Below are 17,724 nucleotides of genomic sequence, written 5' to 3'. Positions count from 1 at the left end.
GGTCAGGCGGGGCGCAGATCCGGAGGCGTTGCCTCGGCCACCAGCAGCGCCAGCGCCTCGTCGAGCGACATGACCTTCTGATGTTCGGCCCCGAGAGTACGCAGGGCCACCGTGCCTTCCTCGGCCTCGCGCTTGCCGATCACCAGCAGGTGCGGAACCTTTTGCAGCGAATGTTCGCGCACCTTGTAGTTGATCTTCTCGTTGCGCGTATCGGTTTCGACCCGGATACCGGCGGCGGCGAGCTTCGCCGACACGTCGGCGGCGTAGCCATCGGCATCGGAAACGATGGTGGCGACGACCGCCTGCACCGGGGCGAGCCAAGTCGGCAGGCGACCGGCGAAATGCTCGATCAAGATGCCGATGAAGCGTTCATAGCTGCCGAAGATCGCGCGGTGTAGCATGACCGGGCGGTGCCGCTCGCCATCCTCGCCGACATAGCTTGCATCGAGCCGTTCGGGCAGCACGCGGTCTCCCTGGATCGTGCCGACCTGCCAGGTCCGCCCGATCGCATCGGTGAGGTGCCATTCGAGCTTGGGTGCGTAGAAGGCACCTTCTCCGGGCAGTTCTTCCCAGCCGAAATCGGCATTGGCCATGCCGGCTTCGGCCACCGCATCGCGCAGTTCCTGCTCGGCCTTGTCCCAGTCCGCTTCGCTGCCGAAGCGTTTTTCGGGCCGCAGCGCGAGCTTGACGTGATAGCTGAAGCCGAAATCGCGATAGACCGCATCGGCCAGCGCGCAGAACGCCCGCACCTCTTCGACTACCTGCGCCTCGGTGCAGAAGATATGCGCGTCGTCCTGCGTGAACTGGCGCACCCGCATCAGCCCGTGGAGCGCGCCATGCGGTTCGTTGCGATGGCAGCAGCCCATCTCGCCCAGCCGGATCGGCAGATCGCGATAGCTGGTGATGCCCTGTTTGAAGACCAGCACGTGGGCCGGACAGTTCATTGGCTTGATCGCCATCCATTCGGCATCCGGGGCGACCTTGGGGGCGGCTGCTCCGCTGTCCTCTGCAACATCGGGCGTGATGTCGGGGACGGCAAACATGTTCTCGGCATATTTGCCCCAGTGGCCGGACTGCTCCCACTGGCGCACGTCCATCAGCTGCGGCGTCTTGATCTCGCGGTAGCCGGCGGCGTCCATCCGGCGGCGCATATAGGCTTCGAGCTCGCGCCAGATGCGATAGCCCTTGGGGTGCCAGAAGACGCTGCCATGCGCCTCTTCCTGCAGGTGGAACAGGTCCATGTCGCGCCCGAGCTTGCGGTGATCGCGCTTGGCTGCTTCCTCCAGCCGGGTAAGATGTTCGGCAAGCTGCTTCTTGTTGAGCCAGCCGGTGCCGTAGATACGGCTCAGCATGGCGTTGTTCTGGTCCCCGCGCCAGTACGCGCCTGACACGCGGGTCAGCTTGAAGGCCTGCGGATCGAGCTTGCCGGTCGAGGCGAGGTGCGGCCCGCGGCACAGGTCCATCCACTGGCCCGAGCGGTAGATGGTGATCTCGGCATCGGCGGGCAGTTCCATCAGCCATTCGGCCTTGAAGGTTTCGCCCTGGGTCAGCCAGAGATCGCGCAGCGCCTCGCGCTCCCACACCTCGCGCACCAGCGGCTCGTTGCGGGCGATGATGCGGCGCATCTCTTCCTCGATGGCGGGCAGATCGTCCTCGGTGAAGGGGCCGCGCGCGGGATCGGGGGCGAAGTCGTAATAAAAGCCGTCGTCCGTCGCCGGACCGAAGGTGATCTGCGTGCCGGGATAGAGGTTCTGCACCGCCTCGGCGAGAACGTGAGCGTAATCGTGCCGCACCAGTTCGAGCGCATCCGCCTCGTCGCGCATCGTAACGAGGGCAACGGCGGCATCGCCTTCCAGCGGGCGGTTGAGATCGCGCAGCTCGCCATCGACGCGCGCCGCAATCGCGGCCTTGGCCAGCCCCGGCCCGATGGCCGCCGCGATGTCCGCCGGAGTCGATCCCGGGGCCATTTCGCGCACCGATCCGTCGGGCAGGCTGATCTTGAGAAGCTCGGTCATGTCACTCGTATCCATTGTCGCGCGCGCCATGACACATGGAAGCGAGCGGCTAAAGCGGCCAGTGCCAAAAATTGCCAGGTTGGAAAGGGTGGTTGACAACGCGAGGGGGTCCTGACAAGCTTCCTTTACTCAATGGGAAGGAACTTTGTCATGCCCAGCTTGCCCCGGCCGCTGCTACTCGGCGCTCTCCTGATTGCGATTGCGCTGATGGCGATCTTCGGCATCATTCCCGAAAAGGTGGCGCAGTTCGCGCCGCTGGCGCTTCTCGCCATTTTCCCGGGCATGTGGCTCGGCGGTGGGCGCGGGTGCCGACCGGCGGGGGAGCGCTGAGTATGGCGCGCGCTCTCAGTCCCGCAGCGCGGCGCTACACCTGGCGGCTCGCCGTGCTGATGGCCATCTATCTCGTCACCCTCTTCGCCGCGGTCACGCTGTTCCGGCAGGGCCGGATCGAAGGCGCGCTCGCCTGGCCGCTGGCCATCGCGCCGGCGCTGCCGATCATCGGCGTGTTCTGGGCAGTGATGCGCTTTATCGTCGAGGAGCGGGACGAATTCATCCGCATGCTGATCGTGCGCCAGTGCCTGGTGGCGACGGGCTTCTGCCTCACCGTCATGACCGTGTGGGAGTTCCTGCAGAACTTCGAACTGGTTCCGCAGGGCAATGGCGGCTTCGGCGCGGCCTTCTTCTGGTTCGTCGGCCTTGGCGTAGGCGCGCTTTACAACAAGCTTACCATGGGCACGGCGGGAAGCTGTTCGTGAGGAACCGGCTCAAGGTCCTGCGGGCCGAGCGCGACTGGAGCCAGCAGGACCTTGCCGACCGGCTGGAGGTCAGCCGCCAGTCGGTCAACGCGATCGAGACCGGCCGCTACGATCCCTCGCTGCCGCTTGCCTTTCGCATTGCCGATGTCTTCGGCCAGCCGATCGAAGGCATTTTCCTGCGCGATTGACCTGCTGCCTGCGGGCGGCAAATGCTGGGCGGATGAGCGAGACCCAGTTTCACACCATGCCCGACGGGCGCCGCATCGCCTTTCGCCACGTGCCCGGCACCGGCCCGGCGCTGGTGTTCCTGCCCGGCTATATGTCCGACATGGCGGGTAGCAAGGCGCAGGCCGTCTTCGCCTGGGCCGAGGCTCACGGGCGGGCCTGCCTGCTGCTCGACTATTCGGGCTGCGGCACGAGCGATGGCGCCTTTGCCGAGGGCACCCTGTCCCGCTGGCGCGACGAGGTGCTGTCCGTGATCGCCGCGCAATTGGGCGAGCGGGAGGTCATCTTGGCCGGATCGTCGATGGGCGGATGGCTGATGCTGCTGGTGGCGCGAGGGTTGGGGTCGCAGGTCGCCGGTCTGGTGGGAATCGCGGCAGCGCCCGACTTTACCGAATGGGGGTTGAGCGAGGCTGACAAGCAGATGCTTGCCGAGGGGCAGACCGTTTTCGAGGACAATCCCTATGGCCCCAAGCCTACACCGACCCATCCGGGGTTCTTTGCCGATGCGCAGGAGCACCGCCAGCTAGGCGCGGCGATCCCGATCGATGCGCCCACGGTGCTTCTCCACGGCCAGCAGGATGCCGACGTGCCGTGGGACATCTCGCTCCGGCTGGCCGATGCGCTGCGTTCGGACGAGGTTCAAGTGGTGCTGGTCAAGGACGGCGACCACCGCCTGTCGCGCCCGCAGGACATTGCCTTGCTGCTGCGCACGATCGCCGCTTTCGCGATTGAAGGAGACACCGACCGATGATGTCCGCCCTCGCCCCGCTCGCCGTGCTTATGCTCGCCCAGGTCGGCCCCGATCCGACCGTCGGCGCCATGCCCGGAATACCCGACGAACTGGCCAACCGGCCGCCGCGCGACACGGTGCGCCAGAACAATCAGGCGGATGAACTTGCGCGCTGCCTGGCTCTGTCCCAGAGCGATCCCGACGCGGCGCTTGACCGCGCCCAGCAATGGCGCGAACAGTCCGGCACCCCGCTTGCGCTGGCGCAGTCGGCGCATTGTCTCGGTATCGCAATGATCGGCCTCGGGCGGCTGGACGAGGCCCAGCGGGTGTTCGAACTCGCCGCCGGTGAGGCGCCCGATGACGGGGTCCTCTACGGAGCCCGCCTGTCCGGCATGGCCGGCAACACCGCCCTGCTGCGGGGCCGACCCGACGAGGCCCTGCCCCTGCTCGACCAGGCCGGGGGCATGGCAAGCGCGGCAGGCGATAAACCGCTTGCCGCCCAACTGCGGGTCGACCTGTCCCGCGCTCTCGTCGCACTGGGGCGCGATGCCGATGCGGCAAGCGCGCTCGACGAGGCGCGCACGGCCGATGCCGCGAACGGCGAGGCCTGGCTGCTGTCGGCCACCCTGTCGCGCCGGATGCAGCACTATGCCGAGGCGCAGCAACGCATTCAGCGTGCCGGCGAGCTCGACCCCCGCAACCCGGCGGTGGGTCTCGAGGCCGGGGTCATTGCCGCCCTTTCGGGGCGCGAGGAGGACGCCAAGAAGAGCTTCGAGTCCGTCCTTCTGGTCGCCCCCGACAGCTACGAGGCGCAGCGCGCCAGAGGATATCTCGAACAGCTTGGCGGCGGCCCCCCCGCAGCCGCCGAACAGCCGGAGACCGGGCGATGACCGATTTCTCGATCCTCGACCTCGTTCCCGTGCGCGAAGGAGGGACGCTGTCCCAGGCCTTCGAAGCCGCGCGCGATCTCGCCGTCGCGGCCGAACAGCTCGGCTGCAAGCGCTTCTGGGTGGCGGAACATCACGCGATGGACGGGATCGCCGGCGGGGCGACCTCGGTGGTGCTGGCCCATATCGGCAATGCCACGAGCACCATCCGTATCGGCTCCGGCGGGATCATGCTGCCCAACCACACCCCGTTCCAGATCGCCGAGCAGTTCCGCACGCTCGACGCGCTGTTCCCGGGCCGGGTCGATCTCGGGCTCGGCCGCGCGCCGGGGGCGGGGCCGGAATTGCAGCGCGCGCTGCGCAAGGATCTGCACCGCGCCGCAGAGATGTTCCCGCAGGACGTGGTCGAGCTGCGCGCGCTCCTCGAGGGGACGCCCGCTGTAGGCATAAGGGCAACTCCGGGGCACGGCGCCGCAGTCGAAATGTGGATGCTGGGCTCGAGCCTGTTCGGCGCGCAGCTCGCCGCGCAGCTGGGGCTGCCCTATGCCTTTGCGAGCCACTTTGCGCCCGATCACCTCGATACTGCAATTGCGCTGTATCGCCGCAACTTCACGCCTTCGGCCACCTGCCCACAGCCCCGGGTCATGGCGGCGATGAATCTGTTCGTCGCCGATACCGAGGACGAGGCCCAGACGCTGGCGAGTTCGCAGATGCAGTCCTTTGTCGCCCTGCGCACCGGCGCGCCCGGACGCCTGCGGCCGCCGGTTGCCGGGTATCGCGAGAGCCTGCCGCCTACGGCACAGGCGATGCTGCGGCATATCGGGCAGGCGAGCGCTATCGGCACGCCGCAGACCGTGCGCGACGAGGTGCAACGCTTCATCGCGCGGACCGGCGCGGACGAGATCGTTTTCGCCGGGCCGACCTTCGATCCGGCCGCCCGCATCCGCTCGCTCGAGCTGGCGCTGGACGCGCTCGCCGGGTGAGCCGTGCACTCGGGGCGGCGATGATTCCCACCGGGGGCACGGGGCTGCTTGCGAAGCGTGGGCTTCGCGCTTAGTCCCCGGCGCGAACGGTCGCCACCTGCGCGACGCAATGATGGACCGGGCGCGCAAACGGCGTCAGCTCGGCAAACGAGAGAGATCGATGGGCTCGACACCTGCCGCAAATCCGCCCTCCTCCGAGACCGCGCCGGAGGGGCTGGCAAGCGCACTCGCCGGGCGCATGGAACGCTCGCTGTTGCCCGGGGACACCCCGATCGGCGGGGCGGAATTGGTCGAGGCCGCGCGGTTCGTCGCCGCCCATGCCTATCGGCGAATGCCGGGAACCGCCGCGATCGCGATCGAAAGCGTCAGCACGGGACGGCGCATGACCCGCATCGCCCTCGTCAATGACGACATGCCGTTCCTCGTCGATTCGGTCGCCGCCGCGATTTCCGCTCAGGGCGTTCCGATCGACCGGCTGGTCCACCCGGTGATCCCGGTCGAACGCACCGGGGACGGCCGGCTCGCCGCGATCCTCGATGGCGATCCGGCCGGCGCCGCGCACGAATCGATGATCTACATCGAGACCGAACGGGTCGATGCGCGCAGTCGGCGCATGATCGAGCAGGCGATCCGGCAGGCGCTGGGGGATGTCCACGTCGCCGTTGCCGACTGGGGCCGGATGCGCGAGGCGCTGCTGGCAGATGCCGCCCGGATCGAGGACGGCGAAGGGCGCGCGCTGCTCGAGTGGCTCGAAGCCGGCATGCTGACCCAGTTGGGCTATCTCGTCCGGGGCCGCGACGGCCAGCAGGACGAAATGCTCGGCATCTGCCGGGCAAGTTCGGCCGACCTGATGGCCGATGCCTCGTGGGACGCCGCCTTTGTCTGGTTCGACACCGAGGGCGCCACCCGGGCGCCTCTCATCGTCAAGGCCAACCGCACCAGCCATGTGCATCGCCGGGTCCCGCTCGACCTGTTCATCGTGCCGCGCCGCGAGGGCGACCGGGTGACGGCGCTGTCGGTCCACGCCGGAGTCTGGACCAGCGCCGCGCTCGCCGCGCCGCCGAAGAACGTGCCGATCCTGCGCCGGCAGCTCGAGCAAATCCGCGACCGGCTCGGTTTCGAGGAAACCGGCCATGCCGGCAAGGCGCTGGTCCATGCCCTGACCGCCCTGCCGCACGACCTGATGATCGGCTTCCCCGAAGCCGACGTCGAGCGCATCGCGACGATCATGATGGGTCTGGTGGATCGCCCCCGCCCGCGCCTCGCGCTGGTCGAGGCCCCGCTCGCCCGGCACCTGTTCGCCTTCGTCTGGCTGCCGCGGGACATGGTGGCGACCCAGGTTCGCCTGCAGATCCAGGACATGCTGCAGGAGGACGGAAAAACCCGTCTGCTCGACTGGAGCCTCGAGGTCGGGGGCGGCAATCTGGCGATGCTGCGGTTCGCGCTCGACATCCGCGACAGCGACGCCGCACTCGACGAGGCGGCCCTGGAAACGCGCCTGCAGACGATGCTGCGCGGGTGGACCGAAGCGGTCGAGACCGAGCTTGCAGCGCATGAGGAGCCCGGCCGTGCCGCCGCGGTGGCGCTGCGCTTTGCCGAAGCCTTCCCCGCCGATTATCGTACCCGCTTCGGCCCCCGCCAGGCGGCCCTCGACATCGCCCGGTTGCGCGGCCTGCGGGCTCATGCCGACGACGTGGCGGCTCTGCGCAAACGCGACGCGAGCCTGTTCCGGACCGAGCGCGACGATACCTCGACCCTTCATCTCAAGCTGTATCAGGAAGAAGGCACCCTGCCCCTGTCGGACGCGGTGCCGGTGCTGGAGAACTTCGGCTTCCACGTGCAATCCGAAGTGCCCACAATGCTCGACGAGGGGCGGCTGGGCACGATCCACGATTTCGCCCTGCGCCTTGCGCCCGGGCTCGATGCGGATGCCCTGGCCGGGCGTGCCGACATGATCGAATGCGCCGTCGCCTCGGTGCTGAACGGCGGTTCCGAAAACGATCCCTTCAACCGGCTGGTCGCCGAGGCCGACCTGACCGAACGCGAAGCCAACTGGCTGCGGGCCTTCTACCGCTATCTGCGCCAGACCGGGGTGAGCTTCACCATCTACACGGTGGTCGACGCGCTGGCCAAGGCGCCGGCCCTCACCCGGGCGCTGATCGCCCTGTTCACCGCCCGCCACGACCCCGAATTCGGCCCGGCCGACGCGCGCGAGGCCGCAATGAGGGACGCGCGCGAAACCATCCGCCGCGGCCTCGCCAACGTCAAGGCGATCAACGACGACCGGTTGCTGCGGCTGTACCAGTCGCTGATCGAGGCGATCCTGCGCACCAACGCTTTCGCACCGGCCGCGGCAGAGGCGCTCGCCTTCAAGATCGACAGCAAGCTCGTTCCCGGGCTTCCCAAGCCGGTGCCGTGGCGCGAGATCTTCGTCTATTCGCGGCAGGTCGAGGGGATTCACCTGCGCGCCGGACCGGTCGCGCGCGGGGGCCTGCGCTGGTCGGACCGGCGGGACGACTTCCGCACCGAAATCCTCGGCCTGATGAAGGCGCAGCGGGTCAAGAACGCGGTCATCGTGCCGACCGGTGCGAAGGGCGGCTTCTATCCCAAGCAGCTTCCCGATCCCGCGCTCGACCGCGAAGGCTGGGCAGCGGAAGGACAGGCGAGCTACGAGACCTTCATCCGCACCCTGCTTTCCGTCACCGACAACATCGTCGACGACAAGGTGGTCCATCCGCAAGGCGTGGTCGTCACCGATGGCGAGGACCCCTATTTCGTCGTCGCCGCGGACAAGGGGACGGCCAAGTTTTCCGATGTCGCCAATGCGATCGCCGAAGCCCGCGATTTCTGGCTCGACGATGCCTTCGCCAGCGGCGGTTCGAAGGGTTACGATCACAAGGCGATGGGGATCACCGCGCGCGGGGCGTGGGTATCGGTCCAGCGGCATTTTCTTGAGCAGGGGATCGACGTCCAGACCAAGCCGGTGCGCGTGGCCGGCTGCGGCGACATGTCGGGCGACGTGTTCGGCAACGGCATGCTGCTATCGCAGGCGATCAAGCTGGTCGCGGCCTTCGATCACCGGCACATCTTCATTGACCCCGATCCCGCGCCGCAGACCAGCTGGGCCGAACGCAAGCGAATGTTCGAGTTGCCGCGGTCGAGCTGGGGGGATTATGACGCCAGCCTCATCTCTCCCGGCGGCGGGGTGTTTCCGCGCGATGCCAAGGTCATCCAGCTCAGCCCCGAAGCGCAGGCGGCGCTGGGTGTCGATCAGGCCGAGTTCGAGCCCGAGGCCCTCATCTCCGCGATCCTCAAGGCACCGGTCGACCTGTTGTGGTTCGGTGGCATCGGTACCTACATCAAGGCCGCGGCGGAGAACAACGTGCAGGTCGGCGATCCCGCCAATGACGGTCTGCGCGTCGATGCTGCGAGCGTACGCGCCAAGGTGGTGGGCGAAGGCGCCAACCTCGGGGTGACGCAGCAGGGACGGATCGAATTCGCGCTCGCCGGCGGGCGGATCAACACCGACTTCATCGACAATTCCGCCGGGGTCGATTGTTCGGACAACGAGGTAAACATCAAGATCGCCCTCGCCGCTGCCAAGCGTTCGGGAAAGCTGACCGAGCCCGATCGCGTCGCCCTGCTGGGCGAAATGACCGACGAGGTCGCGGCTCTGGTGCTGGAGGACAATCGCCTGCAGGCGCTGGCGCTTTCGATTGCCGAGGCCGGCGGCCCCGCGGCCATGGCGGCGCAGCTGCAATTGATCGATACGCTCGAGGCCGGCGGCAATCTCGATCGGCAAACCGAAGGGCTGGCCGAAAGCCAGGCGCTGCTGCGCCGCGCGGCCGATGGCACCGGGCTGACCCGGCCCGAGCTGGCGATCCTCCTCTCCTCGACCAAACTGGTCCTGCAGGAGGCGATCGAACACAGTGCGCTGCCCGACGATCCGCTGCTCGAACCGCTGCTGTTGAGGAGCTTTCCCTCACCCATGCAGGACCGCTTCGGCAAGGAGATCGCCGAGCATCGCCTGCGCCGCGAGATCATCGCCACCAAGCTTGCCAATCTGCTCGTCAACCGGATGGGCATCGTCCATGCCGCCGAACTTGCCGAGGAAGAGGGCGTCGATCTGGCGCAGGTGGCCGCGGCCTTCGTCGCGGCGGTACACCTGTTCGACTTGGGGACGCTGTGGGACGATCTCGACCGCGCGCCGATCGCGGAACGCGCCCGGCTGGAGCTGTTCGACCGGCTGGCGGCAGCCATCGCCAACCTGATGTCGGACGTATTGCGCAGCGCAGGCGGCAGGGTCCGTCCCGCCGCCCTGGTGGCCGACCTGCGTGATGGCGTCTCGCAGCTTGACCATGCCCTGGCCAATTTCCTCAGCCCCGAGATCCAGGCACAGTCGAACCGGCTCCGCACCAGCCTGATCGAAATCGGCGCGAGCGAGGATCTGGCGCGCAAGGTCACCCACCTGTTCGATCTCGACGGGACGGTCGGCCTTGCGCAGCTGTCCCGCGAAACCGGGCTCGACGGGGCCGCGCTGACCAACAGCTTCGTGCGCGTGGGCGGAGAACTCGGGCTCGACTGGGCGCAGAGCACCGCGGCACTGATGAACCCTTCGGACGTATGGGAGCGGTTGCTGGTATCGGGCCTCGCGCGGGATTTCCAGCAGATGCGCCTCGAACTGCTTCGGCGCCTCTCGCGCGATGCCACCGGCAAGGTGGACATCGAGGCGGCGGTGGTCGCCTGGCTGGAGGATCATCGCCGGGCCGTGCGCCAGTTCCGGCAGCTGGTCGCAAGGGCACAGAACCAGACGATCGTCGCGCCTGCGATGCTGGCTCAGATCGCCAGCATGGCACGCAACCTCCTGGTGCGCTGACCCTCGCCCGGGTTGACCGGGCAGGGGTTTGCCGCCAGCCTTGGCTCATATGGAACATTTCGATGTCGTGATCGTGGGATCGGGCCACGGCGGGGCGCAGGCCGCGCTATCGCTGCGCCAGGCGGGGCACGCCGAACCGATCCTGCTGCTGAGCCGCGATCGCAATCCTCCGTACGAGCGTCCGCCGCTGTCGAAGGACTACCTCAGCGGCGAGAAGCCCTTCGAGCGGATCCTGATCCGACCGGAAGCCTTCTGGAACGAACGTGGCATCACCCTGCGGCTCGGCTGCAATGCCGACACGCTCGATGCCGAGGCGCACAGCCTCATACTCTCCGATGGCGGCACCGTCACCTACCGCAAGCTGATCTGGGCCGGCGGCGGCGACCCCCGCCGCCTGTCGTGCAGCGGGGCGGACCTTGCGGGGATTCACGCGGTCCGCAGCCGGCGCGATGTCGATACCCTGCGCGAGGAGCTGGCGGCAGGCGCGCGGCAGGTGGTGATCGCCGGCGCCGGATATATCGGACTGGAGGCGGCGGCATCCCTCACCAAGCTCGGCTGCGAAGTGACCGTCGTCGAGGCGCTGGAGCGTGCGATGGCGCGGGTTGCCGGGCCGGAACTGTCGGATTTCTTCGCTGCCGAACACCGCGCCCACGGGGTCGACCTCAGGTTCGGCACCAGCATCGAACGGATCGAGGGCGAGGGCGGGCGCGTTGCCCGCGTCGTCCTGTCCAGCGGGACCGTGCTGCCGGCGGACGTCGTCATCGCCGGAATCGGGATCGTGCCCGCGGTCGGACCGCTGATCGCAGCCGGTGCAGCCGGCAGCAACGGGGTCGATGTCGACGAGTTCTGCCGCACCTCGCTCGACGATGTCTATGCCATCGGGGACTGCGCGGCGCATGCCAATGCCTTTGCCGACAGTCAGGTCATCCGTCTCGAATCGGTGCAGAACGCCAACGACATGGCCAATGTCGCGGCGCGGGAAATCATGGGCGAGCGGACACCCTACGCCGCCGTCCCGTGGTTCTGGTCGAACCAGTACGATCTGCGCCTGCAGACCGCGGGCCTCTCTGCCGGGCATGATGCGACCGTGCTTCGCGGCGACCCGGCGGAGCGCAAGTTCAGCGTGATCTACCTCAAGGAGGGGCGGGTCATCGCGCTCGATTGCGTGAACAACACCCGTGATTACGCGCAGGGTCGCAAGCTGGTCGAGGCACGCGCGGTCATCGCGCCGGACCTGCTCGCCGATGCCGAAGTGCCGCTCAAGGATATGCTCTAGTCAGCCGGGCCAGCGCCCAGTGCGCCGCGTCCGCCACCGCCGGATCGGGATCGCTGCACAGCCGCTCGACCTGCGGGATCAGCATCGCCGCTCCGTTGTTGCCCGCGGCATACAGGCAATTGCGCACGAACCGGTCACGGCCCACCCGCTTTATCGGCGAACCGGAGAAGAACGCGCGGAAGCCGGCATCGTCGAACGCGAGGAAATCGGCCAGCCGGGGGGCGGACAGGTCGGCGCGCGGGGCCAGCTTCATGTGCCGGTGCGCGGTATCGGCGAACTTGTTCCACGGGCAGACCGCGAGGCAATCGTCGCAGCCGTAGATGCGGTTGCCGAGAGCTGCCCGGAACTCGTGCGGGATCGGCCCCTTGTGCTCGATCGTGAGGTAGGAAATGCAGCGCCGCGCATCGAGGCGGTAGGGCGCGGGGAAGGCATCGGTCGGGCAGGCGCGCTGACATGCATCGCACGAGCCGCAGCGATCGGGATGCGGCGCATCGGGGACGAACGGCAGCGTCGAATAGATCGCGCCGAGGAACAGCCAGCTGCCGTGCCGGGTGCTCACGAGGTTGGTGTGCTTGCCCTGCCACCCGATCCCCGCCGCCTGGCCGAGCGGCTTTTCCATCACCGGCGCGGTATCGACGAACACCTTGAGCTCGCTTTCCGGCGCACGGTCGATCAGCCAGCGGGCAAGGGCCTTGAGCGCCTTCTTGACGACGTCGTGATAATCGCGCCCCTGCGCATACACCGATATGCGACCGATCTCGCCCGCCTCGGCAAGCGCCAGCGGATCGCCATCGGGGGCATAACTCATGCCCAGCGCGATGACGCTTTGCGCCGCGGGCCACAGGCCTTGCGGGCTGGCCCGCTGGTCCTTGCGCGCCACCATCCATTCCATGTCGCCATGCGCGCCGTCACCCAGCCAGCGTTCGAGCCTCTCCGTCCGCAACGGGTCCATGGCCGCCGGCGCGAAACCGCAGGCAGCGAACCCCAAGGCGCGCGCCTGCTCCTTCAGGTCAACCTGCAGGCCGGCAAGTGATGCGGCATTAACCAATTCTGCTGTTGCTCCGTTTCATCGCCCGCGCCTAATCGGAGGAATGATCGCCACTGCCGTCGCTCCGACTTCCGCCATGTCGCCTGACATGCATGACAGCAAGCCCGTGCTGGCGATCGAGGCGCAGGGGCTGGTCAAGCGCTTCGGCAAAACCCTCGCGGTCGACGGGGTCGACATCGCGGTTCCGGAAGGGGCGATCTACGGCATCCTCGGCCCCAACGGGGCGGGCAAGACGACGACGCTGAGGATGCTGCTCGGCATCATCGATCCCGATGCAGGCGTGCGCCGCGTGTTCGGGCATGACCGTCCGCAGGACATCGCGCGGCTGATCGGCTATCTGCCGGAAGAGCGCGGCCTCTATCCCTCCATGCGCTGCGACGAGGCGATCGGCTTCATGGGTGCGCTGCGCGGACTGCCGGTGGCCGAAGGGCAGAGGCGTGGACGCGAACTGCTGGAACAGCACGGTCTCGGCCATGCGGTGACGCGCAGGATCCGCGAACTGTCGAAGGGCATGGCGCAGACGGTGCAGCTCCTCGGCACGCTGGTCCATCGTCCGCGGCTGGTGGTGCTGGATGAACCCTTCAGCGGGCTCGACGCTCTCAATCAGGGCAAGCTCGAGACGACCATCCGCAACCTCGCCGCGGACGGGGCCACGGTGATCTTCTCGACCCATGTGATCCACCATGCCGAGCGATTGTGCAACGATGTCGCGATCATCGCCGGCGGGCAGGTTCCCTACGCCGGGTCGGTCGACGAGGCGCGGGACCGGATCCCGGCCCAGGTGCGGCTCGAAACCCGCGCCGGCGACGGGCCGTGGCGCCGGGCGCTGCCCCCGTCGACGCGGCAGGAAAGCAAGCCCGGCGGCAGCCATTTCTGGTATTTTCCCTTGCCCGATAGCGGGATCGAAGCACTGATGCGCGATCTCATCGAAGGCAATGCAGGGGTCCTCTCCTTCTCGGTCGAGCGGGCGGGGCTGCATGACGCCTTCGTCGAGATCGCCGGCGCCGCGGCGGCCCGGGCAATGGCCGAAGGCAATGGGGAGATGCCGGCATGACCATCGCCACCGCGCGCCTCGGCCTGATCCGCGCCGCCTATGTCGTCGCCCGGCGCGATTTTCGCGCCATCCTCTTTTCCAAGGCCTTCGTGCTGTTCCTCCTCGGCCCGCTGTTCTTCCTCGGCATCAGCGTGGTGGCAGGGTCGCTCGGCGCGAAGGCGGCAACAAGCGCGGCGCCCGCCCGGCTCGCCGTGGCGCTGCCGGCCCAAGAGGCGGCGCGCTTTACCGCCGCCCATGCCTATCTCGAAGACGCGGTGGAGCTGCCCCCGATCCGGCAGGTTCCGGCAGACGGGACGCGCGATACCGCCGCGCTGCTGGCCGACGATAGCGCCAATTACGGGGCCGTGCTGGCGGGCAGCCTGGCCGCACCGCGCCTCGTCGGAACGGCCGAGCGGATCGAGGCCTGGCAGGGCGAGGTCGCCCTCATCGCAGCGCAGGCGCGCGGCGATGCCTCGGGAACCCTTCCGGCCATCGCCCTCGAACCGACCCGGTCCAGCGTCGCCAACACCCGCAGTTCGCGCGTGGCGACCGCGACCGGGGCGGTGACCCTGCTGTTCCTCCTGACCATGCTGCTGGCGGGCATGGTCCTGTCCAATCTAGTGGAGGAAAAGGCCAACAAGATCATCGAGATCCTCGCCGCCGCCATTCCGATGGATGCGGTCTTCATCGGCAAGCTGTTCGCCATGCTGGCGCTGAGCTTCCTCGGTATTGCGGTATGGGGTTCGCTGGCCCTCCTGATCATCGGTGCAGGCGGGGCAGCCGTGCCCGAGGTGCCGGACCCGGCGGTAGGCTGGCCCTTGTTCGTGACTTTGTTCGTGCTGTATTTTTCGATGGGCTATCTGCTGATCGGCTCGGTATTCCTGACGATCGGCTCGATGGCGCCAACGGTGCGCGACGTCCAGACACTGTCGATGCCGGCCACGATCCTGCAACTGGCGGTGTTTTTCCTCTCGACCTTTGCGCTCGGTTCGCCCGGATCGCCGGTCGAACTGTTCTCGGCCATCTTCCCGCTGTCCTCGCCCTATGCGATGGTCGCCCGCGCGGCGCAGTCGGACGCGCTGTGGCCGCACCTTCTGGCGCTTGCCTGGCAGGCCGTGTGGGTCACCCTGTTCGTCCGCATCGGTGCCACCTTGTTCCGGCGCAAGGTCATGAAATCCGGGCCCGCCCGGCGCCCGGCAACCGCGCGCTGAGAACGCCCCGGCGGCGCACATGTTCGCAAATGAAACCATGCTTGACACTGGCGGCGCTGGGCGCAGGATACCGCCCGGCCCCGGCCCCACGCGCGGTGCCTGAGGAGAGACGATGGCCACCACCCTCGCCGTGCGCCCGCCCTGCCGCACCGAGCCGACCGCCTACGAGGCGTTGAAGCGCCATTTCGCCGAGCATCCCGACGCCCACCCTTTGCATCCGCACAAATGGGACGTCAGCCGCTCGGACATCTATGCCGAGGATCGCTGGCAGCCGATCTTCGCCGATATGCGCGCCGCCGGCCCCTTGCATTACATCGACGACAGCCCCTTCGGTCCCTACTGGGCGGTCGTCCAGCACAAGGCGATCCAGCACATCGAGGCCCTGCCCGAGCTCTTCTCGTCGAGCTGGGAGCATGGCGGGATTACCATCATCAACCGGATGAGCGACGACGAACTGGCCGCCGCCGGGCTCGAGCGGTTCGAGCTGCCGATGTTCATCGCCATGGACCGGCCCAAGCATACCGGGCAGCGCCGTACCGTGGCACCCAAGTTCACCCCGTCCGCGATGGACGACATGGAGGCCGAAATCCGTGCACGCACCGGCGAGGTGCTCGACCGGCTGCCGCGGGGCGAGGTGTTCGACTGGGTCGAAACGGTTTCGATCGAACTGACCACCGGAATGCTCGCGATCCTGTTCGGCTTCCCTTGGGAGGACCGCCGCCTGCTGACCTTCTGGTCGGACTGGGCCGGCGATACCGAACTGGCGACAGTGCGCGATCTCGATCCGACGCGCCGGGCGGTCCTGCGCGAAATGGCCGCCTATTTCATGAGCCTGTGGGGCGAACGGGCACGCGGCGAGGGCGGCGACGATCTTATCTCGATGATGATCCATTCCGACGCGATGAACCAGCAAAGCCCGGAAGAATTCATGGGCAATCTGGTGCTGCTGATCGTCGGGGGCAACGATACCACCCGCAACACGATGAGCGGCATCATCCATGCCTTCGACAGGTTCCCCGATCAACGCAAGCTGTTCGAGACCCGGCCCGACCTCATCCCCAATGCGGTACAGGAATGCATCCGCTATCAGACGCCCCTTGCCCATATGCGGCGCACCTGCACCGAGGATACCGAGCAGTTCGGCCAGCATATCCGCAAGGGCGACAAGGTCATCCTGTGGTATCTTTCCGCCAATCGCGACGAAACGGTCTTCGAGGCCGCGGACAAGCTGGACATCACCCGTGAAAATGCCCGCCGCCATCTCGCCTTCGGCTACGGCATCCACCGCTGCGTGGGCGCGCGGCTGGCGGAATTGCAGCTGCGGGTACTGCTGGAAGAAATGCACCGGCGGCGGCTGCGGGTGCATGTGGCGGGCGATGTGGAGCGGGTGCGTGCCAATTTCGTCCATGGCTTCCGCAAGCTCGAAGTCGAAGTGACACAGTTCTGATGGCCAGGACACGGCGCGATTTCCTCGGATTGCTGGGGGCGGGCGCGGGCTGCGTGGCCCTGGCGGCCCGCGGGGCCGGCGATGCCTCGGCCAAGAGTTTCCCGGTGTCCCTCAGCGAAGGCAAATGGCGCCGCAAGCTGACCCGCGCGCAGTTCCATGTACTGCGCGAGCAGGGGACCGAGCGACCGTTCAGCTCTGCGCTCGACAAGGAGAAACGAGCGGGCACGTTTCACTGCGCCGGGTGCGGCAATGCGCTCTATTCGTCGAGGACCAAGTTCGATTCGGGGACCGGCTGGCCGAGCTTCTGGCAGGCTCTCGACGGGGCGGTCGGCACGGCGCGGGACTTCGCCCTCGGCTATCCGCGTACCGAAGTCCACTGCGCAGATTGCGGCGGGCATCTGGGCCATATCTTCAACGACGGACCCCGGCCCACCGGCAAGCGGCACTGCATCAACGGCATTGCACTGGCTTTCCGCCCGGCCTGACGCCGCCGGGCGCCCCTGCGGTCAGCCCGTCTCCTCCAGGAGTTGCGGGCATTGAAGCGCAGCGGCATGCAGCGCCAGTTCCCGCAGCGAAAAGGTATTGTCGAACACCAGGCCGTAATGCGCGTCGCGCCGCCAGCGAACCTTGGCCCTTATGTCGTTCATCCCTTGCCCTCTGACGCGTACGTTCTGATCGATGGCGAAGGCAGCGTCGCATTCGATCCGGGCACCCTGCTGCGACAGGTTGAGGGTAACCGCCTCCGCCCGCTGGGTCAGCGTGGTGAGGGTCAGCGGCACGCACAGGTTGAGCCGCAGCTGACGCTTGGGGTAGTTCCAGACTTCGCGGATCAGCCGGTCGACCTCGATCGGGCGTTCGAACCTGTAACTGCCGTCGACCCCCTGCCGCCGGACGGCGTGCAGTTCGAACGTCTCGCCATTCTGGAGTTCAAGCGCGACCGCGCTGTCAGACGGCAGGCGATGAAAGCCGCGCAGCCCGATGCCGGTGGCCGAAACGTCGCGGATGACGCACAGGAATTCGCCCGCGGGCGAGATAAGCTTTGCCGAACGGATCAGCGAAAGGTAACGCGGCGCCCCACGCTGATCATCGCGCCCCGCACTCTGGGTGCCGCTTGTGCCAGCCTGATAATCCATCGCTCGACAGTTCTCCGAAATGTCCTGCGCCGCGTCGACCCGGCTGGGATGGCACCGCATCCGTCAAGGATTTCGGAGATAGGAACTAGGGGTTAATACCGGGCT

At 67.6% G+C, this 17,724-nt stretch carries 15 protein-coding genes; 12 read left to right on the top strand and 3 right to left on the bottom strand.

All coding sequences use genetic code 11. The features are described 5' to 3' along the window. Positions 1-2: 2 nt before the first annotated feature. Complete coding sequence (gene thrS / locus ACHFFA_RS05055; RefSeq protein WP_394269750.1) at positions 3-2,015, bottom strand: threonine--tRNA ligase; 2,013 nt, start codon at positions 2,013-2,015, stop codon at positions 3-5. Between the two features lie 150 nt (positions 2,016-2,165). Between thrS and ACHFFA_RS05050 the strand changes: the two genes are divergently transcribed. From ACHFFA_RS05050 to ACHFFA_RS05015, 8 genes are all read left to right on the top strand, one after another. Next, positions 2,166-2,345: a hypothetical protein gene (locus ACHFFA_RS05050; protein ID WP_394269749.1), complete on the top strand. Its 180-nt coding sequence runs from the start codon at positions 2,166-2,168 to the stop codon at positions 2,343-2,345. A gap of 2 nt (positions 2,346-2,347) precedes the next feature. After that, a complete protein-coding gene (locus ACHFFA_RS05045) occupies positions 2,348-2,770 on the top strand; it encodes a hypothetical protein (RefSeq protein ID WP_394269748.1) in 423 nt (140 codons plus the stop codon). After that, on the top strand, positions 2,767-2,958 hold the full coding sequence (locus tag ACHFFA_RS05040; protein ID WP_394269747.1) for a helix-turn-helix transcriptional regulator: 192 nt from the start codon (positions 2,767-2,769) through the stop codon (positions 2,956-2,958). The genes ACHFFA_RS05045 and ACHFFA_RS05040 overlap by 4 nt, the downstream gene beginning before the upstream one ends. 32 nt (positions 2,959-2,990) lie before the next feature. After that, positions 2,991-3,746, top strand: coding sequence for an alpha/beta hydrolase (locus tag ACHFFA_RS05035; RefSeq protein WP_394269746.1), 756 nt, complete (start codon positions 2,991-2,993; stop codon positions 3,744-3,746). Continuing rightward, positions 3,743-4,615, top strand: coding sequence for a hypothetical protein (locus ACHFFA_RS05030; RefSeq protein WP_394269745.1), 873 nt, complete (start codon positions 3,743-3,745; stop codon positions 4,613-4,615). Before ACHFFA_RS05035 ends, ACHFFA_RS05030 begins: the two co-directional genes overlap by 4 nt. Further along, positions 4,612-5,595, top strand: a complete 984-nt coding sequence (locus tag ACHFFA_RS05025) for an LLM class flavin-dependent oxidoreductase (protein ID WP_394269744.1) — start codon at positions 4,612-4,614, stop codon at positions 5,593-5,595. Before ACHFFA_RS05030 ends, ACHFFA_RS05025 begins: the two co-directional genes overlap by 4 nt. A gap of 160 nt (positions 5,596-5,755) precedes the next feature. Beyond that, positions 5,756-10,471 (top strand): NAD-glutamate dehydrogenase domain-containing protein, encoded by a 4,716-nt coding sequence (locus ACHFFA_RS05020; RefSeq protein WP_394269743.1) that lies wholly within the window; start codon positions 5,756-5,758, stop codon positions 10,469-10,471. Between the two features lie 49 nt (positions 10,472-10,520). Further along, a complete protein-coding gene (locus ACHFFA_RS05015; protein WP_394269742.1) occupies positions 10,521-11,747 on the top strand; it encodes an NAD(P)/FAD-dependent oxidoreductase in 1,227 nt (408 codons plus the stop codon). On the opposite strand, the gene queG is transcribed toward ACHFFA_RS05015, so the two are convergent. Beyond that, a complete protein-coding gene (gene queG / locus ACHFFA_RS05010) occupies positions 11,731-12,795 on the bottom strand; it encodes a tRNA epoxyqueuosine(34) reductase QueG (RefSeq protein WP_394269741.1) in 1,065 nt (354 codons plus the stop codon). The two genes, ACHFFA_RS05015 and queG, sit on opposite strands and share 17 nt — an antisense overlap. 76 nt (positions 12,796-12,871) lie before the next feature. Here queG and ACHFFA_RS05005 point away from each other — a divergent pair, with 76 nt between their 5' ends. From ACHFFA_RS05005 to msrB, 4 genes are all read left to right on the top strand, one after another. Then, positions 12,872-13,849, top strand: coding sequence for an ABC transporter ATP-binding protein (locus ACHFFA_RS05005; RefSeq protein WP_394269771.1), 978 nt, complete (start codon positions 12,872-12,874; stop codon positions 13,847-13,849). Continuing rightward, a complete protein-coding gene (locus ACHFFA_RS05000) occupies positions 13,846-15,039 on the top strand; it encodes an ABC transporter permease (RefSeq protein WP_394269740.1) in 1,194 nt (397 codons plus the stop codon). Before ACHFFA_RS05005 ends, ACHFFA_RS05000 begins: the two co-directional genes overlap by 4 nt. 112 nt (positions 15,040-15,151) lie before the next feature. After that, positions 15,152-16,486, top strand: coding sequence for a cytochrome P450 (locus ACHFFA_RS04995; protein WP_394269739.1), 1,335 nt, complete (start codon positions 15,152-15,154; stop codon positions 16,484-16,486). Beyond that, complete coding sequence (gene msrB / locus ACHFFA_RS04990; protein WP_394269738.1) at positions 16,486-16,971, top strand: peptide-methionine (R)-S-oxide reductase MsrB; 486 nt, start codon at positions 16,486-16,488, stop codon at positions 16,969-16,971. The genes ACHFFA_RS04995 and msrB overlap by 1 nt, the downstream gene beginning before the upstream one ends. A 21-nt stretch (positions 16,972-16,992) precedes the next feature. On the opposite strand, the gene ACHFFA_RS04985 is transcribed toward msrB, so the two are convergent. Then, positions 16,993-17,679 (bottom strand): PilZ domain-containing protein, encoded by a 687-nt coding sequence (locus ACHFFA_RS04985; protein WP_394269737.1) that lies wholly within the window; start codon positions 17,677-17,679, stop codon positions 16,993-16,995. Positions 17,680-17,724: the final 45 nt, after the last annotated feature.

Origin of the sequence: Qipengyuania sp. (assembly GCF_043423005.1) — a bacterium.
In the GTDB taxonomy this organism is placed as follows: domain Bacteria; phylum Pseudomonadota; class Alphaproteobacteria; order Sphingomonadales; family Sphingomonadaceae; genus Qipengyuania.
This window is presented reverse-complemented; position numbering and strand designations above follow the sequence as displayed.